Source organism: Sinomonas atrocyanea (genome assembly GCF_030812675.1).
GTDB lineage: Bacteria > Actinomycetota > Actinomycetes > Actinomycetales > Micrococcaceae > Sinomonas > Sinomonas atrocyanea_B.
Map to the genome: position 1 here is coordinate 93706 of NZ_JAUSTE010000006.1, position 22869 is coordinate 116574.

Consider the following 22869-nt stretch of genomic DNA (forward strand, 5'->3'; position numbering starts at 1 on the left):
CCCCCCATCGTGCTAGGCAACGCGCCGGGGGTCCAAGTCGAGGCGTCGCAGCAGCTGCGCGTTGAGCGCCACGACGATCGTGGAGAGGGACATGAGCACGGCGCCGACCGCGGGCGAGAGCACAACCCCGGCGAAGGCGAGGACGCCCGCGGCGAGGGGCACCGTGATCAGGTTGTAGCCGGTGGCCCACACGAGGTTCTGCCACATCTTGCGGTAGCTCGCCCGAGAGAGCTCGACGACGGAGACCACCGAGCGGGGGTCGTTGCCGGCCAGGACCACGCCGGCGGACTCGATCGCCACGTCGGTCCCGGCGCCGATCGCGATGCCCACGTCCGCGCGGGCGAGGGCGGGAGCGTCGTTGACGCCGTCGCCGACCATGGCGACCTTCAGCCCGCGGCCCTGGAGCTCGGCGACCTTGCGGTCCTTGTCCTGCGGAAGGACCTGGGCGAAGACCTCGTCGATTCCGAGGTCCTGGGCCACCGCGTCGGCGACCTGCTGGGCATCGCCGGTGATCATCGCCACCCGGATCCCGCGGCCCTGGAGCGCGCTGACCGCAGCACGGGACTCCTCGCGGACGGCATCCTCCAGCGCGAGCGCGCCGACAATCCGGCCGTCGCGGACCACGTGGAGCACGGAGGCGCCGCGCGCGGTCCACGACTCGACCTCCCCGGAGAGCCCCGCTGGGCTCGTGAGCCCCAGCTCGGTGAGCAGCGCCGGGCCGCCCACCTGCACCAGGGCCTCGCCGCCCGCATCGGTGACGCGCGCTTGGACTCCGCGGCCGGAGCTGGACTGGAAGCCGGCTGCAGCGGGAACGTCCAGGCGCCGATCCCGGGCCGCGCGGACTATGGCGCGGGCCACGGGGTGCTCGCTGTCCGACTCGGCAGCGGCAGCGAGAGCGAGGAGCGCGCCCTCGCCCGCACTGCTGTCCGCGCCCGCTGCGCCCGGCACCGCCGCGGCGGCGACCACGTCCGGCGCGCCCTGGGTGAGGGTGCCGGTCTTGTCGAACAGGACGGCGGTGACCGTGCGCATGCGCTCGAGGGCCAGCCGGTCCTTCACGAGGACGCCGCCCTTGGCTGCGCGCTCGGTCGAGATGGCGATGACGAGGGGGATCGCGAGTCCGAGGGCGTGGGGGCACGCGATGACGAGGACCGTGACGGTGGCGGTCACTGCCGTAGGAAGCTCACCGAGGAGGGCCCATGCGGCGAACGTGAGGATGCCGGCGCCGGCGGCGAAGTAGAACAGGAAGGCCGCAGCGCGGTCGGCCAGGGCCTGGGCCCGGCTCGAGGAGGACTGCGCATCGGCGACCATGCGCTGGATGCCGGCGAGCGCCGTCGACTCCCCGACCGCCTCGACCCGGACCCGCAGGCTCGTGTCGGTCGCGACGGTGCCGGCCACCACGGAGTCGCCGGGGCTCCGGCTGACCGTCTTGGACTCGCCGGTGATCATGGACTCGTCCAGCTCGGCGGTGCCGGATTCGATGCGGCCGTCGGCCGGGAGCCGGCCGCCGGCGCGCACGAGGACCAGATCGCCGGGTGCCAGATCGGCCGCTGGGACCGTCTCCGTCGCGCCCGAGCCGAGCACCCGTTCCGCCTCGTCGGGGAGCAGGGCGGCGAGCGCCGCGAGGGCCCCCTGGGACGCGCCGAGGGCGCGCATCTCGAGCCAGTGCCCGAGCAGCATGATGGTGACCAGGAGCGCGAGCTCCCACCAGAAGTCGAGGTCGAATCCGCCGATCCGCAGGCTCGTGGCCCAGGAGGCGAGGAACGCGACGGTGATGGCCATCGCGATGAGCAGCATCATGCCGGGCTGGCGGGAGCGTGCCTCGCCGAGGCCGCCCTTGAGGAAGGGCATGCCGCCGTAGACGAAGATCACCGTGCCGAGCACGGGGCCGATCCACTCGCTGCCGGGGAACATGGGCGGCATGGCGCCGAAGAGGTGCCAGAACATGGGGCTGAAGAACACGACGACGACGGACAGTCCCAGGGTGAGCCAGAATCTGTCGCGGAACATCGCCACGGAGTGCCCGGCATGCTCGCCGTGCGTGTGCATCGTGTGGGCGTCGCCGTGGCCCGCGTGGAGCTGGGCCGTCATGTCGTGGGAGTGCCGCTCGTGGGCGTGCTGCAGGGTTGCGCCCTGCTGGTGCTCGTGGCCGTGCTGGTTCACCGTTCTACCCGTTCTTTCCGCATCTGGGGTCAGTTCGGGCTGTGGGGCGATCGGCGGTAGCGGGCTGCCCCGGACCGCGTCCATCGCTGACAGCGCACTGCAAACATACCCCGGAGGGGTATTTTGGTCAAGCCGTCAGGGGACGGCGGGAACGAGGACGCCGGCCAGCGCCTCGGGCGCGAGCTCGCCGAGCACGTCGCGGACATGGCGCTCCGCGAGGGGTGCGGTCTGCGTGAAGACCGCCACGAACGACTCGCGCGCACGCAGGAGCGGCCAGTCGCCCGGAAGGAGCTCGTAGGGCATCCCCGGATCGTCCCACGGGAAGGCGCGCCACTCGTCCAGGACCTCGACGCGCACGCGGAACCCCTCGGCCGGACTGGCCTCCCCGGCGCGCAGCCTCTCGAGGCGGACCCGGTTGGCGTCCGCGAACTCGGCGTACCTGCGGGGTGGTTCGGCAGTGTTGACGATGGAGGGCCGGCGCCCCTCGAACGCGCTGTCCTCGACACGGAACGCCATGTAGTCCTCGACCCCGTACGCCTCGGCGATCTCGTGCACCTGCGCCATCCGCTCTCTGGGCGAGAACCAGAGGGCGCCGTAGACGGGGGCGAATCCCAACCACTTCAGCCGGGCCCGGAAGGCTTCGCGGATCTCCCGTTCGGACTCGGGCACCGAGAAGGCCACGGCAGTCCACCTCCGGTCCCAGCTCAGGCCTGGATCGCCGAACTGGCCCACCTCCCGTGTCCCGATGGCGAGCCGGGCGCGCGCCGCGGCAGTGAAGCGGTACCGCGAGGCCCGCCCGGCGCCGTCGTTCTCGAGGACCCCGCGGGCAGCGAGCCGGCTCAACGCAGTGGTGACGGCGGACCGGCTCAGCCCAACGTCCTCGGCGAGCCGGACGATCGCCCGGGCGGGGAGCCACAGGTCGGTGTGCCGCCAGAACTCGCCCAGCATGGTCACGAGGAGGTGCTGGCTCGTGCCCCCTCGTTGGGGCCGAGGGAAGTCGACGATGGCAGCACCAGGCCGCCCCTGTCCGTCATAGCGCACCCTCTCATCCTTGCAGCCGGAAAGTAACTTTGCAGTTTTATTGACGCTCGCGAGTTTTAACGCAACGATTGGCTTTCAGGTGACGCGCACCACATCCTTGACACCGTCGTCCTCCAGGAGATCCGCATGACCGCCGGACCAACCTCCCCCGCCAGCGCCGTAGCCGCCCGAGTCCCCGGGCAGCACGCGCGCAAAGCCGCCGTGGCGAGCTTCGCCGGAAGCACGCTCGAGTACTACGACTTCTTCATCTACGGCTCCGCCTCGGCCCTGATCTTCAACAAGATCTTCTTCCCCGGGATCGACCCGCTCCTCGGGCAGTTCCTCTCGATGGCCACCTTGGGCATCGGTTACGTGGTCCGCCCGCTCGCAGCGGCCTTCATCGGCCACTTCGGCGACCGGATCGGCCGCAAGCAGATGCTCGTCTTCACGCTCGTCTCGATGGGCCTGGCGACCTTCCTCATCGGCTGCCTCCCGTCCACCGCCGCGATCGGCGCCGCCGCCCCGGTCCTGCTCGTGCTCCTGCGCGTGGTCCAGGGCATCTCGGCCGCGGGGGAGTCTGTCGGCGCCGTCACGCTCTCCCTCGAGCACGCCCCGGCCGGCCGGCGCGCGTTCTTCGCCAGCTGGGTCAACACCGGCGCCGCGGCAGGGATCATGCTCGCCTCGCTCGCCTTCCTCGCCGTCTCCTTCATGCCGCAGGCGGACCTCATCGCGTGGGGCTGGCGCCTGCCCTTCCTCGCGAGCATCGTCGTCGCCGTGGCCGGATTCGTGATCCGCCGCCGCATCCCCGAGGCCGAGGTGTTCGAGGAGGTGCGGGAGGCCGGGGAGACCGAGCGGGAACTGCCCCTCAAGGTCGTGCTGCGCGACTACTGGCCCACGGTCATCAAGGTCATCCTCTTCGGTGTCTGGGCCGTCGTGTCCACGATCGTCTCGGCCTTCGGCCTCTCCTACGCCACGAACGGCCACTTCGTCCCGAGCAGCGTCATGCTCACCACCACCATCGTGACGGCGGCCCTCGGCATCATCGCCCAGCCCCTGTTCGGCATCCTCGCCGACCGGATCGGCCGCAAGCCCGTCTTCATCACCGGCAACCTGATCTGCGCGGCCTCGATCTTCGCCTTCTTCTGGTCGATCTCGCAGAAGGACGTCCTGCTCGTGTTCGCCACCTCGATCCTCGTCATGGTGGTCGGCTACGGCATGGTGAACCCGCTCGGCCCTGCGGTCGTCGCGGAGATGTTCCCCACCCGCATCCGCTACTCCGGCGCCGCGATCTCCTCGCAGCTCGGGCTGATCGTCACCGGCTTCGCGCCCACGATCGCCGCCGCCGTGGTGCGGCCCGGCCCCGACGGCTGGATCCCGGTCGCGGTCTTCACGGCCATCTGCTGCTGCCTCTCGGCCCTCGTGACCCTGGTGTGGGTGCGGGAGACGTACAAGGTGGACACCCACGAGCTCGGCGCGCGGGCGGGTGCCTGAGGCATGGCCTACAACGTCCTCGTCGAGAACGACGTCGAGACCCCCCTCAGCGACGGCGCCGTCCTCCGCTCCACGGTCTACCGGCCGGCCGCCGATGGCGAGCGCTTCCCCGTCCTCCTGACCCGCACCCCCTACGGGCGCGACCTGTCCGTCAACTCCGCCTACTTCAACCCCGCCACCGTGGCCGCGGAGGGCTTCGTGGTGGTCCTCCAGGACGTGCGCGGGCGGTTCGGCTCGGACGGCGACTTCGCCCCGAGCGAGCAGGAGGCGGACGACGGCGCCGAGACGGTCGCCTGGGCATCGCGCCTCCCGTACTCCTCGGGGAAGGTCGGGATGTGGGGCCGCTCGTACTTCGCCGAATCCCAGTGGCGCGCCGCCCGGCGCACCCCGCGGGGCCTCGCTGCGCTGGCCTCTGGCGTCTGCGCCGCGGGCAACGCGGACCACGGCGCCCTCTTCCGCGGCGGTGCGTTCGAGCTCGGTTCACGCCTGAGCTGGGGCCACGGCTCCATCTCGCTCGAGACGATCCGCCGCGAGTTCGCCGCCGACGCTGCCCGTCTGGGCCGCGAGACCGCCGCCTGGCGGGAGCTGGACGCAGCGTTCGCCGACGGCTCGGCGTACGGCACCCTGCCCCTGAACGGGCTCAAGTCCGGCGCGTGCACCTTCATGCAGTCGTTCATCGTCCCCTCTGCCGGCGGGGATCCCGGCGGCGAGGCGTCGGAGGCATGGAACTGGCCGGCGTCCGAGCCCGTGCCGCTGGCCACGCTCCACATCGGCGGCTGGTTCGACATCTTCCTGCCGAACACGCTCGACCAGTACCGCCTCCAGCTGGAGGCCTCCCGCCGAGATCCCACTGTGCCCCGGCCGCGCCTGGTCCTCGGCCCGTGGAGCCACGCGAGCTTCACCGGGCTGTTCCCGGACGCCGCGTTCCCGGGCGGGTCCGCTGCCGCACTCGGCCCCTACGGGGACCTCTCCGCCCTCCACGCCCGGTGGTTCCGCCACGTCCTCGCCGGCGGCCCCGAGCCGGAGATGCCCCCCGTGCTTGTCTACGTCCTCGGCGAGAACCGGTGGCGCGGCTTCGAGGAGCTGCCCGAACCCAGGGGGCAGCGCGAGCTCTTCCTCGGAGCCGGCGGGAAACTCTCCGACACGCCGGGCGAGGAGGCAGCGGAGGACTACGACTACGACCCGCTCGACCCCGTCCCCTCAACGGGCGGTGCCACGATGCACCTCGGGGCCGACTTCCCTGGGCCCGCCGAGCAGTCGCGGGTCGAGGACCGCGCGGACGTCCTCACGTTCACCACGGACCCCCTCGCGGAGCCGCTCACCGTCTTCGGCGAGGTGACGGCGCGACTGTTCGCGTCGTCGTCGGCCGTCGACACCGACTTCGTCGTGCGGCTGTGCCGCGTGGCCCAGGACGGGCGCTCACTGGCGGTGGCAGACGGGATCGTGCGCGCCTCCTGGCGGGACGCGTGCGCGGAGGACGGCGCCTTCCGCGCCGGGGTGCCGCGGCGTCCCCTCACGCCGGGGGCGGCCGAGGAGTTCACCATCAGCCTGTGGAGCACCGCCTGCACCTTCGCCGCGGGCGAGCGGATCCGGATCCAGGTCACCTCGAGCTGCCATCCGCGGTGGGACAGGAACCTCAACACCGGGGCGAGGGCGCTCGACTCCTCGGACACGGCGGTGGCCCACCAGCGCGTGCACCTCGGGGCGGGCACGCCGAGCCGGATCACGTTCGGGGTCCTCGGGTGAGAGGGGTACTGTCCCAGCCATGACGCAGACGCCGCAGCCGCCCGCCCTGGTGCACGCCGGGACCCTCTCGGTCCTCATCGGCGACCCGATCGACGTGGGCCCGACGCCGGAGGGCCACCGCCGGATCATCCCCATCACCGGTGGCACCGTGTCCGGCCCCCGTCTGAACGGGCGCGTGCTCCCGGGCGGGGCGGACTTCCAGATCCTCCACACCCCGGAGCTCTCCCAGCTCGACGCCCGCTACGCTGTCGAGACCGAGGACGGCGCCATCATCTCCGTGGACAACGCCGCGATCCGCTCCGGCTCCGCCGAGGCGCTGGGCCGGATCGCGCGCGGAGAACCGGTGGACCCGGGCGAGATCTACTTCCGCTGCGCCCCTCGCCTGCGCTCCTCGGCGCCGCAGTGGGACTGGGTGAACCGCACCCTGTTCGTGGGCACCGGCGAGCGCCATCCGGACCGCGTCGTCGTGCACGTCTTCGCGGTCGGCTGACATCCGGCGCGCGCGGGGCGGCCGGCACCCTTGCCCTGCCGCCCCGCACGCATAGGGTGAAGGCATGGCTGATGCAGTGGGGCTCCTGCGCGAGCTGGCCGAACGGCACCAGGTGGCGACCTCCTACGCGGGCTGGGACGGTACCCGGCGGGAGGTCTCGGCGGAGACACTCAGGGCGGTGCTCGGTGCCCTCGGGGTGCCAACGGACTCAGCGGAGGCGATGCGCGCGGCCCTCGAGGAGATGGAGGCCGCGCCCTGGCGCCGGCTGCTGCCGCCCGTCGCTGTGGTCCGCCAGGGCGCCGGCGCGACCGTCGACGCGCACGTCCCGCACGGCAGCGCCGTCACCGTGTGGGTCACGGCCGAGGACGGCACGGAGTACGCGGCGGAGCAGGCCGAGAACTGGGCCGAGCCGCGCAGGGTCGACGGCGTCCTGATGGGCCGCGCCTCCTTCCTCCTCCCGCCGGACCTCCCCCTCGGGTGGCACACCCTCCATGCCCGCAACGAGGACCGGAGCGCCGAGGCCACCCTCGTGGTCACTCCGGACCGGCTCGCCACCACGGCCCGGCTCTCGGACCGCCAGCGGTGGGGGCTCATGGCCCAGCTCTACTCCGTGCGGTCCCGGCGCTCCTGGGGCATCGGCGACTTCGCCGACCTCGCCGACCTCGCCGCCGTGGGCGCCGGGCAGGACGCGAGCTTCGTGCTCGTCAATCCCCTGCACGCGTCGGCGCCGGTGCCGCCCCTCGAGGACTCCCCGTACCTGCCCTCGACGCGGCGCTTCGTGAACCCGCTGTACGTGCGCGTCGAGGCCATCCCCGAGTACGGCTATCTCGCTCCGGAGGACCGCGCCCGCATCGAGGAGCTCGCCCAGGGCCCGAAGTCGGCCAACGGCTCCGCCGCGCTGCTCGACCGCGACGCCTCCTACGCCGCGAAGCTCGCCGCCCTCGACCTGGTGTGGCACGTGCCCCGCAGCCCCGCCCGCGAGGAGGCCTATGCCCGGTTCTGCGCGGGCGCCGGGCAGGGCCTCGCCGACTTCGCACTGTGGTCCGCGCTCGCCGAGGGCCGCGCCGCGGGGGCTGCGGCGGACGACGGCGGGTCCCCGGCTCCGGCGCTTCCCACGCCTCAGGAGGCCGCCGGCCTGCGCGAGGAATACGCCGACCGGGTCGAGTTCTACCGCTGGCTCCAGTGGGTCTGCGACGAGCAGCTCGAGGCCGCCCAGAGCACCGCGCTCGCCGCGGGCATGGAGATCGGGCTGCTCCACGACCTCGCCGTGGGCGTGCGTCCGGACGGCGCGGACGCGTGGACGCTCTCCGACGTCCTCGCCGGCGGCGTGTCGGTGGGGGCCCCGCCGGACGTCTTCAACCAGCAGGGTCAGAACTGGAGCCAGCCGCCGTGGCACCCCACCCGGCTCGCCGAGTCGGGCTACGCGGCCTACCGGGACATGCTCCGCACCATCCTCCGGCACGCCGGCGGCATCCGCGTGGACCACATCCTGGGCCTGTTCCGGCTCTGGTGGATCCCCGAGGGCTCCTCCTCCCCCGCCGAGGGCACGTACGTGCACTACGACCACGAGGCCCTCGTGGGCATCCTCGCGCTCGAGGCCCAGCGGGCGGACGCGATCGTGATCGGCGAGGACCTCGGCGTCTTCGAGCCATGGGTGCGGGACTACCTCGCCGAGCGGGGCGTGTTCGGCACCTCGATCCTGTGGTTCGAGCGCGAGGCCGGCGTCCCCCTTCCGCCGGAGAGGTACCGGCAGGCGTGCCTCACGAGCGTGAACACCCATGACCTCCCGCCGACCGCGGGCTACCTCGCAGGCGAGCACGTGCGGCTGCGCGAGTCCCTCGGCCTTCTCGAGCGGCCCGTCGAGGAGGAGCTCGAGGCGGCCAGCGCCGAGATCGCCGGCGTCCTGGACCTCGCCCGCGATCGCGGGCTCCTGCCTGCTCCGCCCGCGGACGGGTCGGAGGACGGCGCTGATGAGCAGCACATCATCGAGGCGCTCTACGAGCTCACGGCGCTCACGCCGTCGAGCCTGCTCGGCGTCGCGCTCGTCGACGCGGTCGGGGACCGCCGCACCCAGAACCAGCCCGGCACGAACCGCGAGTACCCCAACTGGTGCATCCCGCTCACGGGACCCGACGGCGCCGCGGTCCTGCTCGAAGACCTTCCGGCCACCGCCAGGTTCGCCTCCCTGCTCGCCGCGATGCGCGAGGCGGTGGACGGCGGCGACGGGGCCGGAGGATGATGAGCATCACGGCGGCAGCGGGCTGAGCTGGCGCGTCGGCCTTGGGAACAGCGGCCGGACGGTGCCAGACTGGGCGGCGCTCGCGGGGCCCACCGGCGCCAGGGGCCATTCCTCATCCGACACAGAAGCAGGAGCCACCGTGGCGAACAACCCAGCCAGAACCCCGGACGACCCCCAGCCCCCGCAGAGGAAGTCCGCGGCGAAGGTCGCCGGCCTGGCCGTCGCGGCGGCCGTGGGCGGGTTCCTCTTCGGATTCGACTCCTCGGTGGTCAACGGAGCCGTCGACTCGATCCAGGGCGCCCTCGGCCTCTCCCACGCCGTGACCGGGCTCGCCGTGGCGATCGCCCTCATCGGCTGTGCCATCGGCGCGTGGCTCGCCGGGGCCCTCGCCGACCGCTACGGCCGCATCCCCGCGATGAAGCTCGGCGCCCTGCTGTTCCTGGTGAGCGCCATCGGGGCAGGGTTCGCCGTGGGCCTGTGGGACCTCATCCTGTGGCGGCTCGTGGGCGGGCTCGGGATCGGCCTCGCCTCCGTCGTCGCCCCCGCGTACATCGCCGAGATCTCCCCGCGCAGGATCCGCGGCCGCCTCGCGTCCTTCCAGCAGCTCGCCATCACCCTGGGCATCTTCGCCGCGCTCCTCAGCGACGCGGCGCTGGCCTCGATCGCCGGCGGCGCGAGCCACGCGCTGTTCTTCGGCGTGGAGGCGTGGCGCTGGATGTTCATCGCCGGCGCAATCCCCGCGGCCGTGTACGGGTGGATCGCCTTCACGCTCCCCGAGTCGCCGCGCTTCCTGGTCCTCAAGGGGGACGAGGCCGGCGCACGCCGGATCTTCGAGACCACGGCACCCTACGAGAGCATCGACCGGGCGCTCAAGGAGATCCACGAGGCGATCGAGGCGGACAAGCTCTCCGAGCGCAAGGGCGCCCTCCGCGGCAGCGCGCTCGGCCTCAAGCCCGTCCTGTGGATCGGCATCGCACTGTCCGTGTTCCAGCAGTTCGTGGGCATCAACGTGATCTTCTACTACTCGACCACCCTGTGGAAGTCGGTCGGCTTCGGCGAGCAGTTCTCGCTCCAGATCTCCGTCATCACCTCGGTGACCAACGTCCTCGTCACGCTCATCGCCATTGCCCTCGTGGACAGGGTCGGCCGCAAGCCGATCCTGCTCGTGGGCTCGGCGGGCATGGCCGTGTCGCTGGCCGCGATGGCGGTGGCGTTCTCCACCGCCACGCTCGTGAACGGCGAGCCGTCCCTCAGCGGCGTGTGGGGCCCGGTCGCACTCGTCGCGGCGAACGTCTTCGTGGTCTGCTTCGGCGCCTCGTGGGGCCCGGTCGTGTGGGTCCTGCTCGGCGAGATCTTCCCGCCCTCCATCCGCGCGCGGGGGCTGGGCATCGCGGCCGCAGCGCAGTGGATCGCGAACTTCCTGATCACGGTCTCGTTCCCGCCGATGGCGGCCTGGTCGCTGACCCTCACGTACGGGATGTACGCCGCGTTCGCGGTGCTCTCCTTCGTGTTCGTGCTCGCGAAGGTCCCCGAGACCAACGGGATGTCCCTCGAGCAGGCGGAGACCCTGTTCGTCCGTCCCGCGAAGGGCGCCTCGAAAGGGGCCAAGCGCTAGTCGGCCAGCCCGCGGGGGCGGTCGGCGTCGTACGCCAGAGTGCCGCCGCCGGGGCGGTCAGGCGCCGATCAGGCGCAGCGCTGCTGCGTGACGCCGAAGGGGACGCTCTCGTCGACGGCGACGCGGTACTCCCCCGCCGCCTCACGGGTGACGAGGATGCCGCAGCACGGGTTGGCGACGGCGTGCTGCTGCAGGGTGCCGATCGCGCTGCTGAGTGCGGAATCGAGCTCGCGCGCAGAGTCGACGTGGACGGTCAGCGACCGGTGGGCGTGGTTGCCGTGAAACATGGGATCTCCTGGCGAAACGGTGGAAACGACAGGATCTTAGGGCCCGAGAGTTTGACTGGACAAAACGGCAGATCTCTGCACCCATGCCCGGTGACGCGACATCTGTCGCATGTCTGATGTGATCATCGAGACACTGTGTATGGTCGGGACCACATCTAGTGCGCGGTAGGCTGGAAAGGCCCTGTTGCAGGGGTCACATTTGAAGCCATTACTGCGAAGGTCTGCGCATTATGACAACGCCCAATCCCTCGGGCTCAGCGTCGAGCCACATCGAGGAGCCGCACCTCTCCCGCGGCCTGTCCAACCGCCACATCCAGCTCCTGGCCATCGGCGGCGCCATCGGCACCGGTCTGTTCATGGGCTCCGGCAAGACGATCTCCGTAGCCGGCCCCTCGGTGATCTTCGTCTACATGATCATCGGCTTCATGCTCTTCTTCGTGATGCGCGCCATGGGCGAGCTGCTGCTGAGCAACCTCAACTACAAGTCCTTCTCCGACTTCGCCGGGGACCTCCTAGGCCCGTGGGCCGGCTTCTTCACCGGCTGGACCTACTGGTTCTGCTGGGTCGTCACGGGCGTCGCGGACGTCGTGGCGATCGCCGGGTACTCGAACGAACTCTGGCCCGGCATCCCGCTGTGGATCCCCGGCATCGCCACGATCCTGATCCTGCTGGCCCTCAACCTGCCCACCGTGAAGGCGTTCGGCGAGGTCGAGTTCTGGTTCGCCCTCATCAAGATCGTGGCGATCCTGGCCCTCATCATCACCGGCCTGTACATGATCTTCACCGGCTTCTCCTCGAGCGCCGGCACCGCCTCGTTCGCGAACCTGTGGCAGTTCGGCGGGTTCTTCCCCAAGGAGTTCATGGGCTTCGTGGCGGGCTTCCAGATCGCGGTGTTCGCGTTCGTGGGCATCGAGCTGGTGGGCACCGCCGCCGCCGAGACGAAGAGCCCGGAGCACAACCTGCCCCGCGCCATCAACGCGATCCCCGTGCGCGTCGGCCTGTTCTACGTGGGCGCCCTCGTGATCCTCATGTCCGTCACGCCGTGGATGGAGTTCAAGGCGGGCCACTCGCCGTTCATCGGGATGTTCTCGCTCGCCGGGCTCGGCGCGGCGGCGACCCTGGTCAACCTCGTGGTCCTCACCTCCGCCATGTCGAGCGCCAACTCGGGCATCTACTCGACCTCGCGCATGGTCTTCGGCCTGGCGATCGAGGGCGACGCCCCGAAGGCCTTCGGCAAGCTCTCCTCCCGCAAGGTCCCGCAGAACGCGCTGTTCCTCTCGTGCGTGCTGCTGCTCTCCGGCGTGGTGCTGCTCTACTCGGGCAAGAGCATCGGCGCGGCCTTCGACATGGTCACCACGGTCTCGGCCGTGTGCTTCATGTTCGTCTGGTCGATCATCCTCGCCAGCTACCTCGTGTTCCTCAAGCGCCGCCCCGAGCTCCACGCGGCCTCGAAGTACAAGATGCCCGGCGGCCGCGCGATGGTCTGGGTCGTGTACGCCTTCTTCGCCTTCCTCGTCTGGGCGCTGACCACCCAGCTGGACACGCTCATGGCCCTGTGCGTGACGCCGATCTGGTTCGTGGTCCTGTTCGTGGCGTGGCAGTTCGTGAAGAAGTCCCCGGTCCACCAGGCCCGGATCGCGAACCACCAGGAGACCCTCCGCGAAGAGGCCAAGGTCAACGCCTAGCCCCCCGACTCCGTTTCGGGTACACATCTCGCCGCGTTATCGCGCTTCCTGGTACGCATCTCGTCGCGCTTTCCGGGTTTCGGGTACGCACGACGGCGGGTGGCCGGCTCACACGAGCCGGCCACCCGCCGTCGTGGTTAAGACCCTGAGCCAGGCCGCCGGGACCCCGCTACGCTGGGCCCATGAGCCGCTACGCCCCGCGCACCACGCCCGCACCCGAGCCGGCGGAAGCGGAAGCCCTCGGCAGGGCGCTCGCGGCCAAGGACGTCTCCCTGTTCGTCGACGGGACGGCACACCGGCTCTCGGGTGCTGTCGACGAGGCCGTCCGGGACCTGCTCGCCCGTCTGTCCCGCGGCGAGGCAGTCACCGTCACCAGCGCGGAGGAGGTCCTGACCGTCGCGCAGGCCGCCGAGCTCGCGGGCATCAGCCACTCGTACGTGCGCAAGCTGACCGATGCCGGGACGTGGCCGGTCCAGTACCGGGGCACGCACCGGCGCATCCGCCGCGAGGACGTGCTCGCCTGGGTCTCGGCGCAGAAGAAGGGCGCGCCGGGAGCTGACCCCTCAACCTAGGGACATGACCCCTCAACGCGGGGAGCGCCTCAGATCCGGGGGCGCCCCGCCCACCGCCTGGCCTTGATCGCCAGGTGGAGCTCCTGCCGCACCCGCCCGGAGAGCGGCTCGGCGCGGATCACCTTCCGCACGCGCGCGAGCCGGTGGTACACCGTGGAGCGGTGCACGTGGAGCCTGTCCGCCACGGCCTGGACGGCGCCGTCGGAGTCGTAGAGCATCTCGAGCACCGGCAGGAGCTCGCCGTTGCGGTCCTCGGCCTCGAGTGCGGCGAAGAACACACTCGTCGGCTCGGCCGCGAGGGCCCCCATGAGCTGGTAGGCGCCCACGGAGCGCACGTCGACCAGCTCGCCCAGCTCGGGGTCGACCGCCGCGGCCTGCGCTGCGACCTTGGCCTGGCTGTACGCCGCGCCGAGGTCCCGCAGCGCCGAGAACGGCTCGGAGATCCCCACGAGCACGCGGCCGGCGGGGCGGCCCGAGCGCTTGGCGAGCTCCCGCTCGTAATGGGTCAGGACGGCGGCGTGGCTCGCGCGCGCGGTGGTCCCGGCGAAGAGGGCCACGGCGTGCGTCTCGGTCCCGGCGGTGAAGAGGGCGGGGTCGATGCCCGCGGTCGCCTGCATCGCCGCGGTGCTCGTGGCCACGACCGCCGCCTGGGGGTCCCGCGGGGTGACGCCGTCGGGGTCCAGCAGCACCACGACCTGCCACGGGGCGTGCCCGTGCACCTCGCGCCACCCGGCGATCGCCGCGAGCGCGGACCTGTCCCCGGCCGCAGCGGCGAGGAACTCGGCCTCCCGGCGCCGGCGGTGTTCGGACTCGGCGGTGTTGGACTCCAGGAGGAGCTGGCCGATGAGGTCCAGCTCGAGGCGGATGCCGGGCAGCGCGGCGAGGACGTCCGCGGAGCTCTCCTCGTCGGCCGCCTGCTGCACCCACAGGTATCCGACCCGGAAGCCGCGCACGAGCAGCGGGACGCACACCCGCCCGTACATGCCGAGGTCGGCATTGGCCGGGACCGTGACCGGGCGCACCGCGGTGGCGATCCCGTGCGAGAGCTGCCACGCCTGCACATCGGGTGGGAGCCGCTTGGAGAGCAGGAAGTTCACGCGCACGGGGTCGGCCTGCGCCTGGTTGGACGAGTAGGCGATCAGCAGCCCGTCGAGGTCCTCGACGCTGAGCCCCCGGCCCAGCTTGGCCGCCGCCGCTTCCACCAGATCTTCGACGCCGTGCCGCATACGCCACAGCATACGTCCCCGCGTGAACCACGCGGAGACAACTGACGGCCCATCCTGCGACATCTGTAGAACGCGAACCGGCGCGATCCCCGGAATGACGCGGTTCTCGCCAGCGGCAGCCTCCAGTTCCATGTAATGCGCCTCACAACCGGGCCTACGCTGGAGACACCACCGAAAGCTCCCCGCCACCGGGGAACCCCGAGGGCCCACCGGCCCCGCCGAACACAATGGAGACGAAAGTGATCATCGGAGTCCCCAAGGAGATCAAGAACAACGAGTTCCGCGTGGCCATCACGGCAGCGGGCGTGCACGAGTTCGTGTCGCACGGCCACACGGTGCTGATCGAGCGCGGCGCCGGCGTGGCCTCCGGCATCACCGACGACGAGTACCACGTGGCCGGCGCCGAGCTCGTCACGGAGGCCGCGGACGTCTGGGCCCGCGCCGAGATGGTCATGAAGGTGAAGGAGCCGATTGCCTCGGAGTACCGGCACTTCCGCACGGGCCTGATCCTGTTCACGTACCTCCACCTCGCCGCCGAGCCGGAGCTCACCCGCGCCCTGCTCGACGCCGGCGTCACTGCGATCGCCTACGAGACGGTCCAGGACGGCCGCAGCCTGCCACTGCTGGCCCCGATGTCCGAGGTGGCCGGCCGCCTCTCGGTCCAGGTGGGCGCGCAGGCCCTCACCGCCCCGACGGGCGGGAAGGGCATCCTCCTCGGCGGCGTCCCGGGCGTGCGTCCGGCGAAGGTCGTGGTCCTGGGCGCCGGCGTGGCCGGCACCAACGCCGCGGTCGTCGCGATGGGCCTCGGCGCCGATGTGACCATCCTGGACATCAACATCGCGCGCCTCACCGAGCTGGACGCCCTCTACGGCGGCCGGCTGAAGACGGTCGCGTCGAACAAGTACGAGATCGAGAAGTCCCTCGTCGAGGCGGACCTCGTGGTCGGCTCGGTCCTGATCCCGGGGGCGAAGGCCCCCAAGCTGGTGCCCAACGAGCTGGTGGCCCGGATGAAGCCCGGCAGCGTGCTCGTGGACATCGCGATCGACCAGGGCGGCTGCTTCGAGGACTCGCACCCGACCACGCACCAGGACCCGACGTTCCGCGTCCACAACTCGATCTTCTACTGCGTGGCCAACATGCCCGGCGCCGTGCCGAACACCTCGACCTACGCGCTCACCAACGTGACGCTGCGGTACGGGATCCTGCTCGCCGACCTCGGCGTGAAGGGCGCCCTCGAGAAGGACGCGGTCCTCGCCGGCGGGCTCAACGTCGCCGCGGGCCGGGTCACGCACCGCTCGGTGTCCGAGGCGCTGGGCCTGCCGCTGGTCGCCGACTGGCGCGAGGCCGTCGCCGCCTAGCACTCCGACGCGCGGCCCGGCAGCCGCCAGCCGGCAGCCGAGTCGGAACCGACGCACGACGCCGGGCCGGTCACCTTGGGGGCCGGCCCGCCGTCGTGCGGCGTTCCGCCGGAGGAAGTGTGGTGAAGGGCACTCCGGATTCGTGGAATGCGCGGGGCGACAAGGTAGTTGACGCATCACAGAAGCCCCGCTCCCCCGCGGGGACCGCGCTACCCCAAGGAGCCCCCCATGGCAGAGATCCTCACCCTCGTCGGCAGCCTCCGCACCGAGTCCGTCAACAGCAAGTTCGCCCAGGTCGCCGCCGCGTCCGCCCCGGAGGGCACCGCCGTCACCACGTTCGAGGGCCTCGAGGAGATCCCCTTCTACAACGAGGACCTCGACGTCGAGGGCAAGGTCCCCGCCAAGGCGGCCGAGCTCCGCGCCGCCGTCGCCGCCGCGGACGGCCTCCTGCTCGTCACCCCCGAGTACAACGGGACCATGCCCGCGGTCATCAACAACGCGATCGACTGGATCTCCCGGCCCTTCGGCGCCTCCTCCGCGACCGGCACGAAGGCGGCCGTGATCGGCACCTCCGCAGGCCAGTACGGCGGCGTCTGGGCGCATGACGACGTGCGCAAGTCGCTCAAGGTCGCCGGCGCCGAGGTCGTCGAGGACGCCACACTCGCGATCGGCGCCTCCTACTCGCGCTTCGCCGAGGTCGAGCCCCAGGACGATGCCGAGGTCGTCGAGGGCATCGCCAAGGTCGTCGCAGCGCTTGCCGGGACCACGGGCGCCACCGCCCCGGCCGAGCTCGCCGAGGCTGCCGCCCGCTGATCTCGCCCCCCCGTCTGGGAGTCACCTCCTGGAGGCCACCTCCTGAGGGTCATGTTCTGGAGGTCACATCAGGTGACTTCCAGAACATGACCCTCAGAAGTCTCTAGGGGGGCACAAAGCCCGTAGCCGCCGCGCCCCGCTGCTCCTACGCTTCCGCCATGAGGGACGACGGCGGGACGCACCTGAGCTTCTTCGGTGCCACGGACTCTGTCACCGGCTCCCGCTACCTCCTCGAGCACGGGGGCCGGCGGATCCTCGTGGACTGCGGGCTGTTCCAGGGGTACAAGAAGCTGCGCGAGCGCAACCCTCCCGGTGCGGCCCGAGGCGATCGACGCGGTGGTCCTGACCCACGCCCACCTCGACCACTCGGGCTACATCCCGGCCCTCGTCAAGCGCGGGTTCCGCGGCCCCGTCTACGCGACCCCGGGGACCACGGACCTGTGCACGCTCCTGCTGCCGGACAGCGGCCACCTCCAGGAGGAGGAGGCCGAGACCGCCCGGGCCCGCGGGTCGTCGCGGCACAGCATGCCGCAGCCCCTCTACACGGCCCGGGACGCCGTCGAGTCCCTCGGGAGCTTCAGTCCCCGGCCGTTCCGGGAGCCGCTGGACCTCGGGGCCGGGATCGAGGCGCGCTTCGTCCCGGCCGGGCACATCCTCGGCGCCGCCCAGGTCCGCGTCCGCCTCGACGGCGGCGGGGCCTCCGGGACCACCCTGCACTTCACCGGCGATCTGGGGCGCGAGGACGATCCGCTGATGAACCCGCCTGCGCCCCTGGAGCCCACGGACGTCCTCATCACCGAGTCCACCTACGGCGACCGCGCCCATCCCCGCGACGACCCGACCGAGGCGCTCGGCGACGTGGTGCGCCGGGTGGCGAAGCGCAATGGGGTGGTGGTCATCGCGGCCTTCGCCGTGGGCCGCGCCGAGACGCTCATGCTGCACCTCGCCCGCCTGCGACGGCGGGACCGGATCCCGGACATTCCGGTCTACCTCAACAGCCCCATGGCGGTGGACGCCACGGAGCTCTACCGGAGGTACCCCGAGGAGCACAGGATCAGCGACCGGGAGTTCCGCGAGATGTACGCCCTCCCGACGATGGTGCGCGACCCGGACGAATCGCGGCTGCTGAACCTGCGCGGTGGGCCGATGGTCGTCATCTCCGCGTCCGGCATGCTCACGGGCGGCCGGGTGCTGCACCACGTCGAGGCCTACGGCCCCGATCCGCGCAACGCGATCGTCCTCAGCGGCTACCAGGCCGGGGGCACCCGCGGCGCCCTGCTCCTCGACGGGGCCACGAGCCTGCGCATCTACGGCCGCGACGTCCCGGTCCGCGCCGAGGTGGTCAGCCTCGACAACCTCTCCGCGCACGCGGACGCCGACGCCATCCTCCAGTGGATGCGGACCTGCCCGCGGCCGCCGCGGATGGTCTACGTGACCCACGGGGAGATCGGGGCCTCGGACACCCTGCGCCGGCGGATCCAGCACGAGCTCGGCTGGCGCGCCAGGGTCCCGGAGCACCTCGAGCGGGTGGACCTCACCGCCCCACGCTGACCAGCCGAACCCACGAGGAGGATGCCATGAAGCCCATCCGACCGGCCTTGGGGGCCGCCGCCCTCGCGGCGGTGCTCACCCTCGCAGCCTGCTTCGGGCCGCCGTCGCCGGCGCCGTCCCCGAGCACGACGGCGAGCAGCGCGCCCGCGTCCACCTCGCCCCCCGCTTCGGCGGGCACGACGGCGAGCGGCACCCCCGCGCCGTCGTCCTCCTCCGCCTCGCCCCCGGCGCCGACCACCCCGCCGGCCGCCCCGCCGCAGCCCACCACGGCACCGGCGCCCCCCTCCTCCTCGGCCCCCGCCGCCGAAGGGCAGCTGCCCGAGCAGACGGCACCGCTGACCCTCTACTACATCGCCATCGAGGACGGCGGCGTGTCCGGCCCGAAGGTCGGATGCGGCGACTCCGCCGTGGCCACCTACACCGAGCCGGTGACCTTCCGGGACCAGGTCGGGCCGAGCCTCACGCGGCTGTTCGCCAACCGCAGCCGCGAGATCGGCGAGTCCGGCCTCGTCAACGTGCTCTACCAGTCGACCCTGAAGTACCTGGGGAGTTCCTTCGACGGCACGACCATCACGGTCTACCTCTCCGGCTCGTTCTTCCTGGGCGGTGTGTGCGACATCCCGCGGGCCGAGGCGCAGATCAACCTCACGGCCATCGCCGCGGCAGGGGCGAAGCGGGCTGAGGTGTTCGTCAACGGCCGGCCGATGGCCGACGTGCTGAGCCTCAAGTAGCGGCAGAACGCGCGGCGGAACCCGTCGCCATCTCGGCCCGGCGGACCTACGCTGGAGGTGGGGCCGGTGGCGTTCCCGCCGCCCGCGGGGCAGGCCCCCTTCCCGAACCGAGGCGGACGACATGGCTGGAATCGAGCCTGAGGACGACGAGCGCGTGCATACCGAGGCACCGGCCGAGGGCGACACCGAACTCGAGGGCGGCGGAGTCCGCGCCCATTCCGAGGACGCAGCGGAGGGGCCCGACGAGGACTGAGCGCGCCTGCTGCCCTCCAGTACTGTGGAGGCCATGGACTACCCGTACCAGGTCGAGGTGCTCCACCTCTTCGTCTCGCCTGCGCACGCCTACTTCGGCAGGGCGCGCGACGGCGCCGCGGCGGTGCCGTCGGAGGATGCCCACGCCATCGAGGTCGTGGCCGGCAAGGGGATCGTGGGAGACCGGTTCTTCGGCAAGGCCGCACATGTGGACGCTGCCCTGACCGTACTGGCCGTCGAGGGGCTCGAGGCGATGGCCGCCGAGCTGGGTGTGGCGCCGTTCGATCCGCTCCTCACCCGCCGGAATGTGGTCCTGAGCGGGGCGGAGCTGCCGCCCCTCGTGGGCAGCTCCTTCTCGCTCTGCCAGGGCGATACCACCGTCCGACTCCATGCCGGCCGACAGGCCCACCCCTGCGTCTGGATGGACCGCGTGCTGGCCCCGGGGGCACATGCCGCGATGCGAGGACGCGGCGGACTCCGGTGCCGCCCGGTCACCGGTGGGACGCTCCGACGCGGTCCCGCGGTACTGCTCAGCCCGGTGGAGCTTGATGCCTCGGCTGCGGGAGCGGCGCGGGTCCTGCGTCCGTGGAGGCTGCCGTAGCCCGGCTCACCGGCTCGCCGCGACCACGTGGGCGAGGTTCGCCAGACCCTTCTCGAAGTCCTTGCCCACCATGCTGTCGAGGTTCATGAGCTTCGCGAACACGCCAGCGATGCCCTTGTTCTCGCCCTTCATCACCCAGGTCACGCGGGTCCCCCCGCGATCCGGCTCGAACGTGAAGCCGGTGGGATTGACGGCCTTGAACGGCTTGACGAACACGAGGCGCAGCCGGATGCTCCTGGGCTCCTCGGCCTCGAGGATCTGCATCGAGCCAGCCCCCGCCCGGCGGTTTCCGCGCCAGGAGTACTGGGCGCCGGTCCCGGCGGCCGGACCGCTGAAGGTCCGTTCCATCGCCGGATCGAGCGCCTCCCACGGCGACCAGTCCGCCCACTTGTGGAAGTCCACCACATGCGGGTAGACAGCCTCGGGCGGGGCGGGGATGAAGGCGCTGCGGGAGATCGTGTAGGCGGCCATGGGGCCATGCTAGGCGGCACGGCCGCCCTCGCGGCAGAGGCGGGCGCGGTGTTCGGGCGCGCCCCCGCCCGAGGAGAGGGCGCGCACACGCCCGACGAGCGCGGAGGCTGACGGGGCCGGCTAGCTAGCGCCTGCCGCTCCGCGAACGGCCGAGGATGTACCCGATGAGCGCCAGGATGAGCAGGATGATGCCCACCCAGAGCAGGAAGTTGACCGCCTTCACGAAGCCGCCGACGAACAGCAGGATGATGGCGATGATGCCCACGATCACCAAGAGAGTGTTCATGCCGCTCAGTTTCCCGGTTCGCGCAGGATGAAACACGCGGCACCGCGTCGGTAACGCGCGGCTGCGCGGCCACGGGCCGTGCCGGGTGCTGTGGTCCGGTGAGCTGCCCCGCTGTGTGGGGTCCAGCGCCCGGTGTGGAGCCTCCGGCAAGTCCCGGGTGCGACCGTGGGGCAAGCGTCGGTTGTTGTCAGGCCGTTCTCGGGTTGGTCGGGTGTCAGGCGGCCATCTTGCGGCGCATGCGGTCCAGGAGCCGGCGCAGCAGGCGCGAGACCTGCATCTGGGACACCCCCAGCTCCGCGGCGATCTCCGACTGGCTCATCTCCTCCACGAACCGCAGCCGCACCAGCCGCCGCTCCTGCTCGCTCGCCCCCTCCAGCGCGCACGCGACCATCTGCCGCAGCTCCACCTGCTCGAACCCCGCATCGACCACCGGCACCAGATGCGCCGTCCGCTCCCCCTCCGCATCCGAGGAAGCATCCAGCGGCTCGATCGCCGCCGCCGTCATCGCCGACTCCACCGACCGAGCCTCCGCGACCTGCTCGGCCGTGGCGCCGGTCGCCTCGGCCAGCTCCGCCAGCGACGGCTCCCGGCCCAGCTCCTGCACCAGCCGCCCCCGGGCCTCCTTCACCCCCAGCCGCAGCTCCTGCAGCGACCGCGGCGGACGCACCACCCACGACTGGTCCCGCAGGTACCGCTTGATCGTCCCCGAGATCGTCGGCACCGCGAACTGCACGAACCCGTGCCCGGCACCCTCCCGGTACCGCTGCGCCGCCATCACCAGCCCCAGCCGCGCCACCTGCCGCAGATCCTCGAAATCATGCCCCGGCACCCGGTGCCGACGCGCCAGCGCATCCGCCAGCCCCAGATGCTCCACCACCAGAGCCCCCGCCCCAGCATCCACAGCACCCCCAGCAGAACCGGCAGCGCCAGCAGAAGCGCCGGCGGCAGCACCGCCGTCGGCCTCCACGCCCGGCTCCCCGGCCCGGCCCCCGGCCACGACCGCCAACCGGCTCTCCCGCTCCATCACAGCTGACTCGCCCACAGCGACCTACCCTCCCTGCACCGCCAGGCGGTGCCCGGTGTTGATGCCGGCTACCTCGAAGTCTTCAACGAGACAGACCTGTCTGTTCCGTCTACAACGTTTATATAGGTAGACAGACCTGTCTGTCCAGAGTGCTACCATGGACGGCATGAACGGTCGAGACAACGGCCGGGCCCCCGAGGCCGCGGCACGCAAACCTGCCCGCGAGCGGATCCTGGAGACCGCCTACGGGCTCTTCGCCAAGCGCGGCGTGAGGGACGTGGGGATCGACGAGATCATTGCCCGGTCGGGGGTCGCCAAGGCGACGTTCTACCGGCACTTCCCCTCGAAGGAAGCGCTCGTCCTCGCGTACATGGAGCGCTGGTACCAAGCGCGCCACGATGCGATCGAGGAGGCCATCGCCCACGCGCACAACCCCGACGACGCCCTGCTCGCCGCATTCACCGTGCTGGACGAGTGGTTCAGCCGCGGCGCGGCCGAGGTCAACACCTTCCTCCACGTGATGATTGAATTCGGCGCCGAGCACCCCCTCGGTCAGGCCGCCATGGCACATCTGGCGGCAATCCGCGAGCGCCTCGCCGCCCTCGCCGAGGCCGCGGGGCTCAATGACCCCGAAGGGTTCGCCTGGTCCTTCCACATCCTCACCAAGGGCGCGATGGTCGCCTCCATCGAAGGGGACCAGCGCGCGGCCCTCCGCGCCCGCAACCTGGCCCGGGTGCTGATCGACCTCCACAGGCCGGACCGCCGCCCGGCCGCCCGCCCCGTGGTGAAGACGACGGGCAGCGCATCGGCCCAGCACAAGGCCGGAAGCAGGGAACCGGCACCCGTCCGGGAGCTCGGGGAGTCCGCCTCGGTGCGGAGACTCGACAACGCCCGAGGCTGATCCTCTACGGCTGACGCGAGTCAGGGGGCACGGGGCCGCCGGGAGGGAAGGGCTCCCCCGGGGCAGGCCGCCCCGGGGACGGAAGGCCGGGTTCCGGCGCGCCATCCGGGTCGAAGGGCGGGAACGTGTCCGGCCCGGGGTCCGGCGGGATGCTCGGTCCGGGAGGGACGCCCGGCTCCGGCGGCCGGTGTGGCGGGGCCGGCTCGGGCGGCATCGTCTCGAGTGCGGGGGCGCACGAGGAGAGCACAGAGCTGTCGGCGACCGCGCTGACCTCGACGGCACAGACGGTGGAATCGATGGTGGCCTCGATGGTCTTCATCCCTCCCTCCTTCCCCGTGCAGCCGCCCTCA

22 protein-coding genes are annotated in these 22869 nt (G+C 71.8%); 14 read left to right on the forward strand and 8 right to left on the reverse strand.

Annotated elements, in window-relative coordinates; genetic code table 11:
* Nucleotides 1-12: 12 nt before the first annotated feature.
* Together J2W20_RS10340 and J2W20_RS10345 are read right to left on the reverse strand one after the other, a co-directional pair.
* Entirely contained in the window at nucleotides 13-2088 is a 2076-nt protein-coding gene (locus tag J2W20_RS10340) for a heavy metal translocating P-type ATPase (RefSeq protein ID WP_307006619.1), read from the reverse strand.
* Between the two features lie 207 nt (nucleotides 2089-2295).
* Nucleotides 2296-3201, reverse strand: a complete 906-nt coding sequence (locus J2W20_RS10345) for a PaaX family transcriptional regulator (protein WP_307006484.1) — start codon at nucleotides 3199-3201, stop codon at nucleotides 2296-2298.
* Between the two features lie 126 nt (nucleotides 3202-3327).
* On the opposite strand from J2W20_RS10345, the gene J2W20_RS10350 reads away from it, so the two are divergent.
* From J2W20_RS10350 to J2W20_RS10370, 5 genes are all read left to right on the forward strand, one after another.
* A complete protein-coding gene (locus J2W20_RS10350; protein WP_307006485.1) occupies nucleotides 3328-4671 on the forward strand; it encodes an MFS transporter in 1344 nt (447 codons plus the stop codon).
* A 3-nt stretch (nucleotides 4672-4674) separates the two neighbouring features.
* A complete protein-coding gene (locus tag J2W20_RS10355; RefSeq protein WP_307006486.1) occupies nucleotides 4675-6417 on the forward strand; it encodes a CocE/NonD family hydrolase in 1743 nt (580 codons plus the stop codon).
* A 19-nt stretch (nucleotides 6418-6436) separates the two neighbouring features.
* Nucleotides 6437-6907 carry a DUF3237 domain-containing protein gene (locus J2W20_RS10360; protein ID WP_307006487.1) on the forward strand — a complete coding sequence of 157 codons (471 nt, stop codon included), beginning with the start codon at nucleotides 6437-6439 and terminating at the stop codon, nucleotides 6905-6907.
* Nucleotides 6908-6971: 64 nt separating this feature from the next.
* Nucleotides 6972-9146 (forward strand): 4-alpha-glucanotransferase, encoded by a 2175-nt coding sequence (gene malQ, locus J2W20_RS10365; protein ID WP_307006488.1) that lies wholly within the window; start codon nucleotides 6972-6974, stop codon nucleotides 9144-9146.
* A 139-nt stretch (nucleotides 9147-9285) separates the two neighbouring features.
* Nucleotides 9286-10761, forward strand: a complete 1476-nt coding sequence (locus J2W20_RS10370) for a sugar porter family MFS transporter (RefSeq protein ID WP_307006489.1) — start codon at nucleotides 9286-9288, stop codon at nucleotides 10759-10761.
* Nucleotides 10762-10829: 68 nt separating this feature from the next.
* Here the strand turns inward: J2W20_RS10370 and J2W20_RS10375 are convergent, their stop codons facing one another.
* Nucleotides 10830-11048: a hypothetical protein gene (locus J2W20_RS10375; RefSeq protein ID WP_307006490.1), complete on the reverse strand. Its 219-nt coding sequence runs from the start codon at nucleotides 11046-11048 to the stop codon at nucleotides 10830-10832.
* A 230-nt stretch (nucleotides 11049-11278) separates the two neighbouring features.
* Between J2W20_RS10375 and J2W20_RS10380 the strand changes: the two genes are divergently transcribed.
* On the forward strand, nucleotides 11279-12733 hold the full coding sequence (locus tag J2W20_RS10380; protein WP_307006491.1) for an amino acid permease: 1455 nt from the start codon (nucleotides 11279-11281) through the stop codon (nucleotides 12731-12733).
* 182 nt (nucleotides 12734-12915) lie between these two features.
* Nucleotides 12916-13305, forward strand: a complete 390-nt coding sequence (locus J2W20_RS10385; protein ID WP_307006493.1) for a helix-turn-helix domain-containing protein — start codon at nucleotides 12916-12918, stop codon at nucleotides 13303-13305.
* Between the two features lie 29 nt (nucleotides 13306-13334).
* On the opposite strand, the gene J2W20_RS10390 is transcribed toward J2W20_RS10385, so the two are convergent.
* Entirely contained in the window at nucleotides 13335-14531 is a 1197-nt protein-coding gene (locus tag J2W20_RS10390; RefSeq protein ID WP_307006494.1) for a PucR family transcriptional regulator, read from the reverse strand.
* Between the two features lie 239 nt (nucleotides 14532-14770).
* Here J2W20_RS10390 and ald point away from each other — a divergent pair, with 239 nt between their 5' ends.
* From ald to J2W20_RS10420, 6 genes are all read left to right on the forward strand, one after another.
* Complete coding sequence (gene ald / locus J2W20_RS10395; RefSeq protein WP_307006495.1) at nucleotides 14771-15889, forward strand: alanine dehydrogenase; 1119 nt, start codon at nucleotides 14771-14773, stop codon at nucleotides 15887-15889.
* 228 nt (nucleotides 15890-16117) lie between these two features.
* A complete protein-coding gene (locus tag J2W20_RS10400) occupies nucleotides 16118-16702 on the forward strand; it encodes an NADPH-dependent FMN reductase (RefSeq protein WP_307006496.1) in 585 nt (194 codons plus the stop codon).
* 312 nt (nucleotides 16703-17014) lie between these two features.
* A complete protein-coding gene (locus tag J2W20_RS10405) occupies nucleotides 17015-18253 on the forward strand; it encodes an MBL fold metallo-hydrolase RNA specificity domain-containing protein (RefSeq protein WP_307006497.1) in 1239 nt (412 codons plus the stop codon).
* Between the two features lie 26 nt (nucleotides 18254-18279).
* Complete coding sequence (locus J2W20_RS10410) at nucleotides 18280-18984, forward strand: hypothetical protein (protein WP_307006498.1); 705 nt, start codon at nucleotides 18280-18282, stop codon at nucleotides 18982-18984.
* A gap of 121 nt (nucleotides 18985-19105) precedes the next feature.
* Nucleotides 19106-19237, forward strand: coding sequence for a hypothetical protein (locus J2W20_RS10415; RefSeq protein ID WP_307006499.1), 132 nt, complete (start codon nucleotides 19106-19108; stop codon nucleotides 19235-19237).
* A gap of 33 nt (nucleotides 19238-19270) precedes the next feature.
* Nucleotides 19271-19837, forward strand: coding sequence for an MOSC domain-containing protein (locus tag J2W20_RS10420; RefSeq protein WP_307006500.1), 567 nt, complete (start codon nucleotides 19271-19273; stop codon nucleotides 19835-19837).
* Nucleotides 19838-19843: 6 nt separating this feature from the next.
* Here J2W20_RS10420 and J2W20_RS10425 read toward each other — a convergent pair whose 3' ends face one another.
* The 3 genes from J2W20_RS10425 to J2W20_RS10435 form a co-directional block, all read right to left on the reverse strand.
* On the reverse strand, nucleotides 19844-20308 hold the full coding sequence (locus tag J2W20_RS10425; RefSeq protein WP_307006501.1) for an SRPBCC family protein: 465 nt from the start codon (nucleotides 20306-20308) through the stop codon (nucleotides 19844-19846).
* 124 nt (nucleotides 20309-20432) lie between these two features.
* The gene (locus J2W20_RS10430; RefSeq protein ID WP_169803085.1) at nucleotides 20433-20594 is read right to left on the reverse strand and encodes a hypothetical protein; all 162 of its coding nucleotides are present in this window, start codon (nucleotides 20592-20594) and stop codon (nucleotides 20433-20435) included.
* Nucleotides 20595-20808: 214 nt separating this feature from the next.
* Nucleotides 20809-21561: a sigma-70 family RNA polymerase sigma factor gene (locus J2W20_RS10435; protein WP_307006503.1), complete on the reverse strand. Its 753-nt coding sequence runs from the start codon at nucleotides 21559-21561 to the stop codon at nucleotides 20809-20811.
* A 223-nt stretch (nucleotides 21562-21784) separates the two neighbouring features.
* Between J2W20_RS10435 and J2W20_RS10440 the strand changes: the two genes are divergently transcribed.
* Entirely contained in the window at nucleotides 21785-22519 is a 735-nt protein-coding gene (locus J2W20_RS10440) for a TetR/AcrR family transcriptional regulator (protein ID WP_307006505.1), read from the forward strand.
* 4 nt (nucleotides 22520-22523) lie between these two features.
* On the opposite strand, the gene J2W20_RS10445 is transcribed toward J2W20_RS10440, so the two are convergent.
* The gene (locus J2W20_RS10445; protein ID WP_307006507.1) at nucleotides 22524-22838 is read right to left on the reverse strand and encodes a hypothetical protein; all 315 of its coding nucleotides are present in this window, start codon (nucleotides 22836-22838) and stop codon (nucleotides 22524-22526) included.
* Nucleotides 22839-22869: the final 31 nt, after the last annotated feature.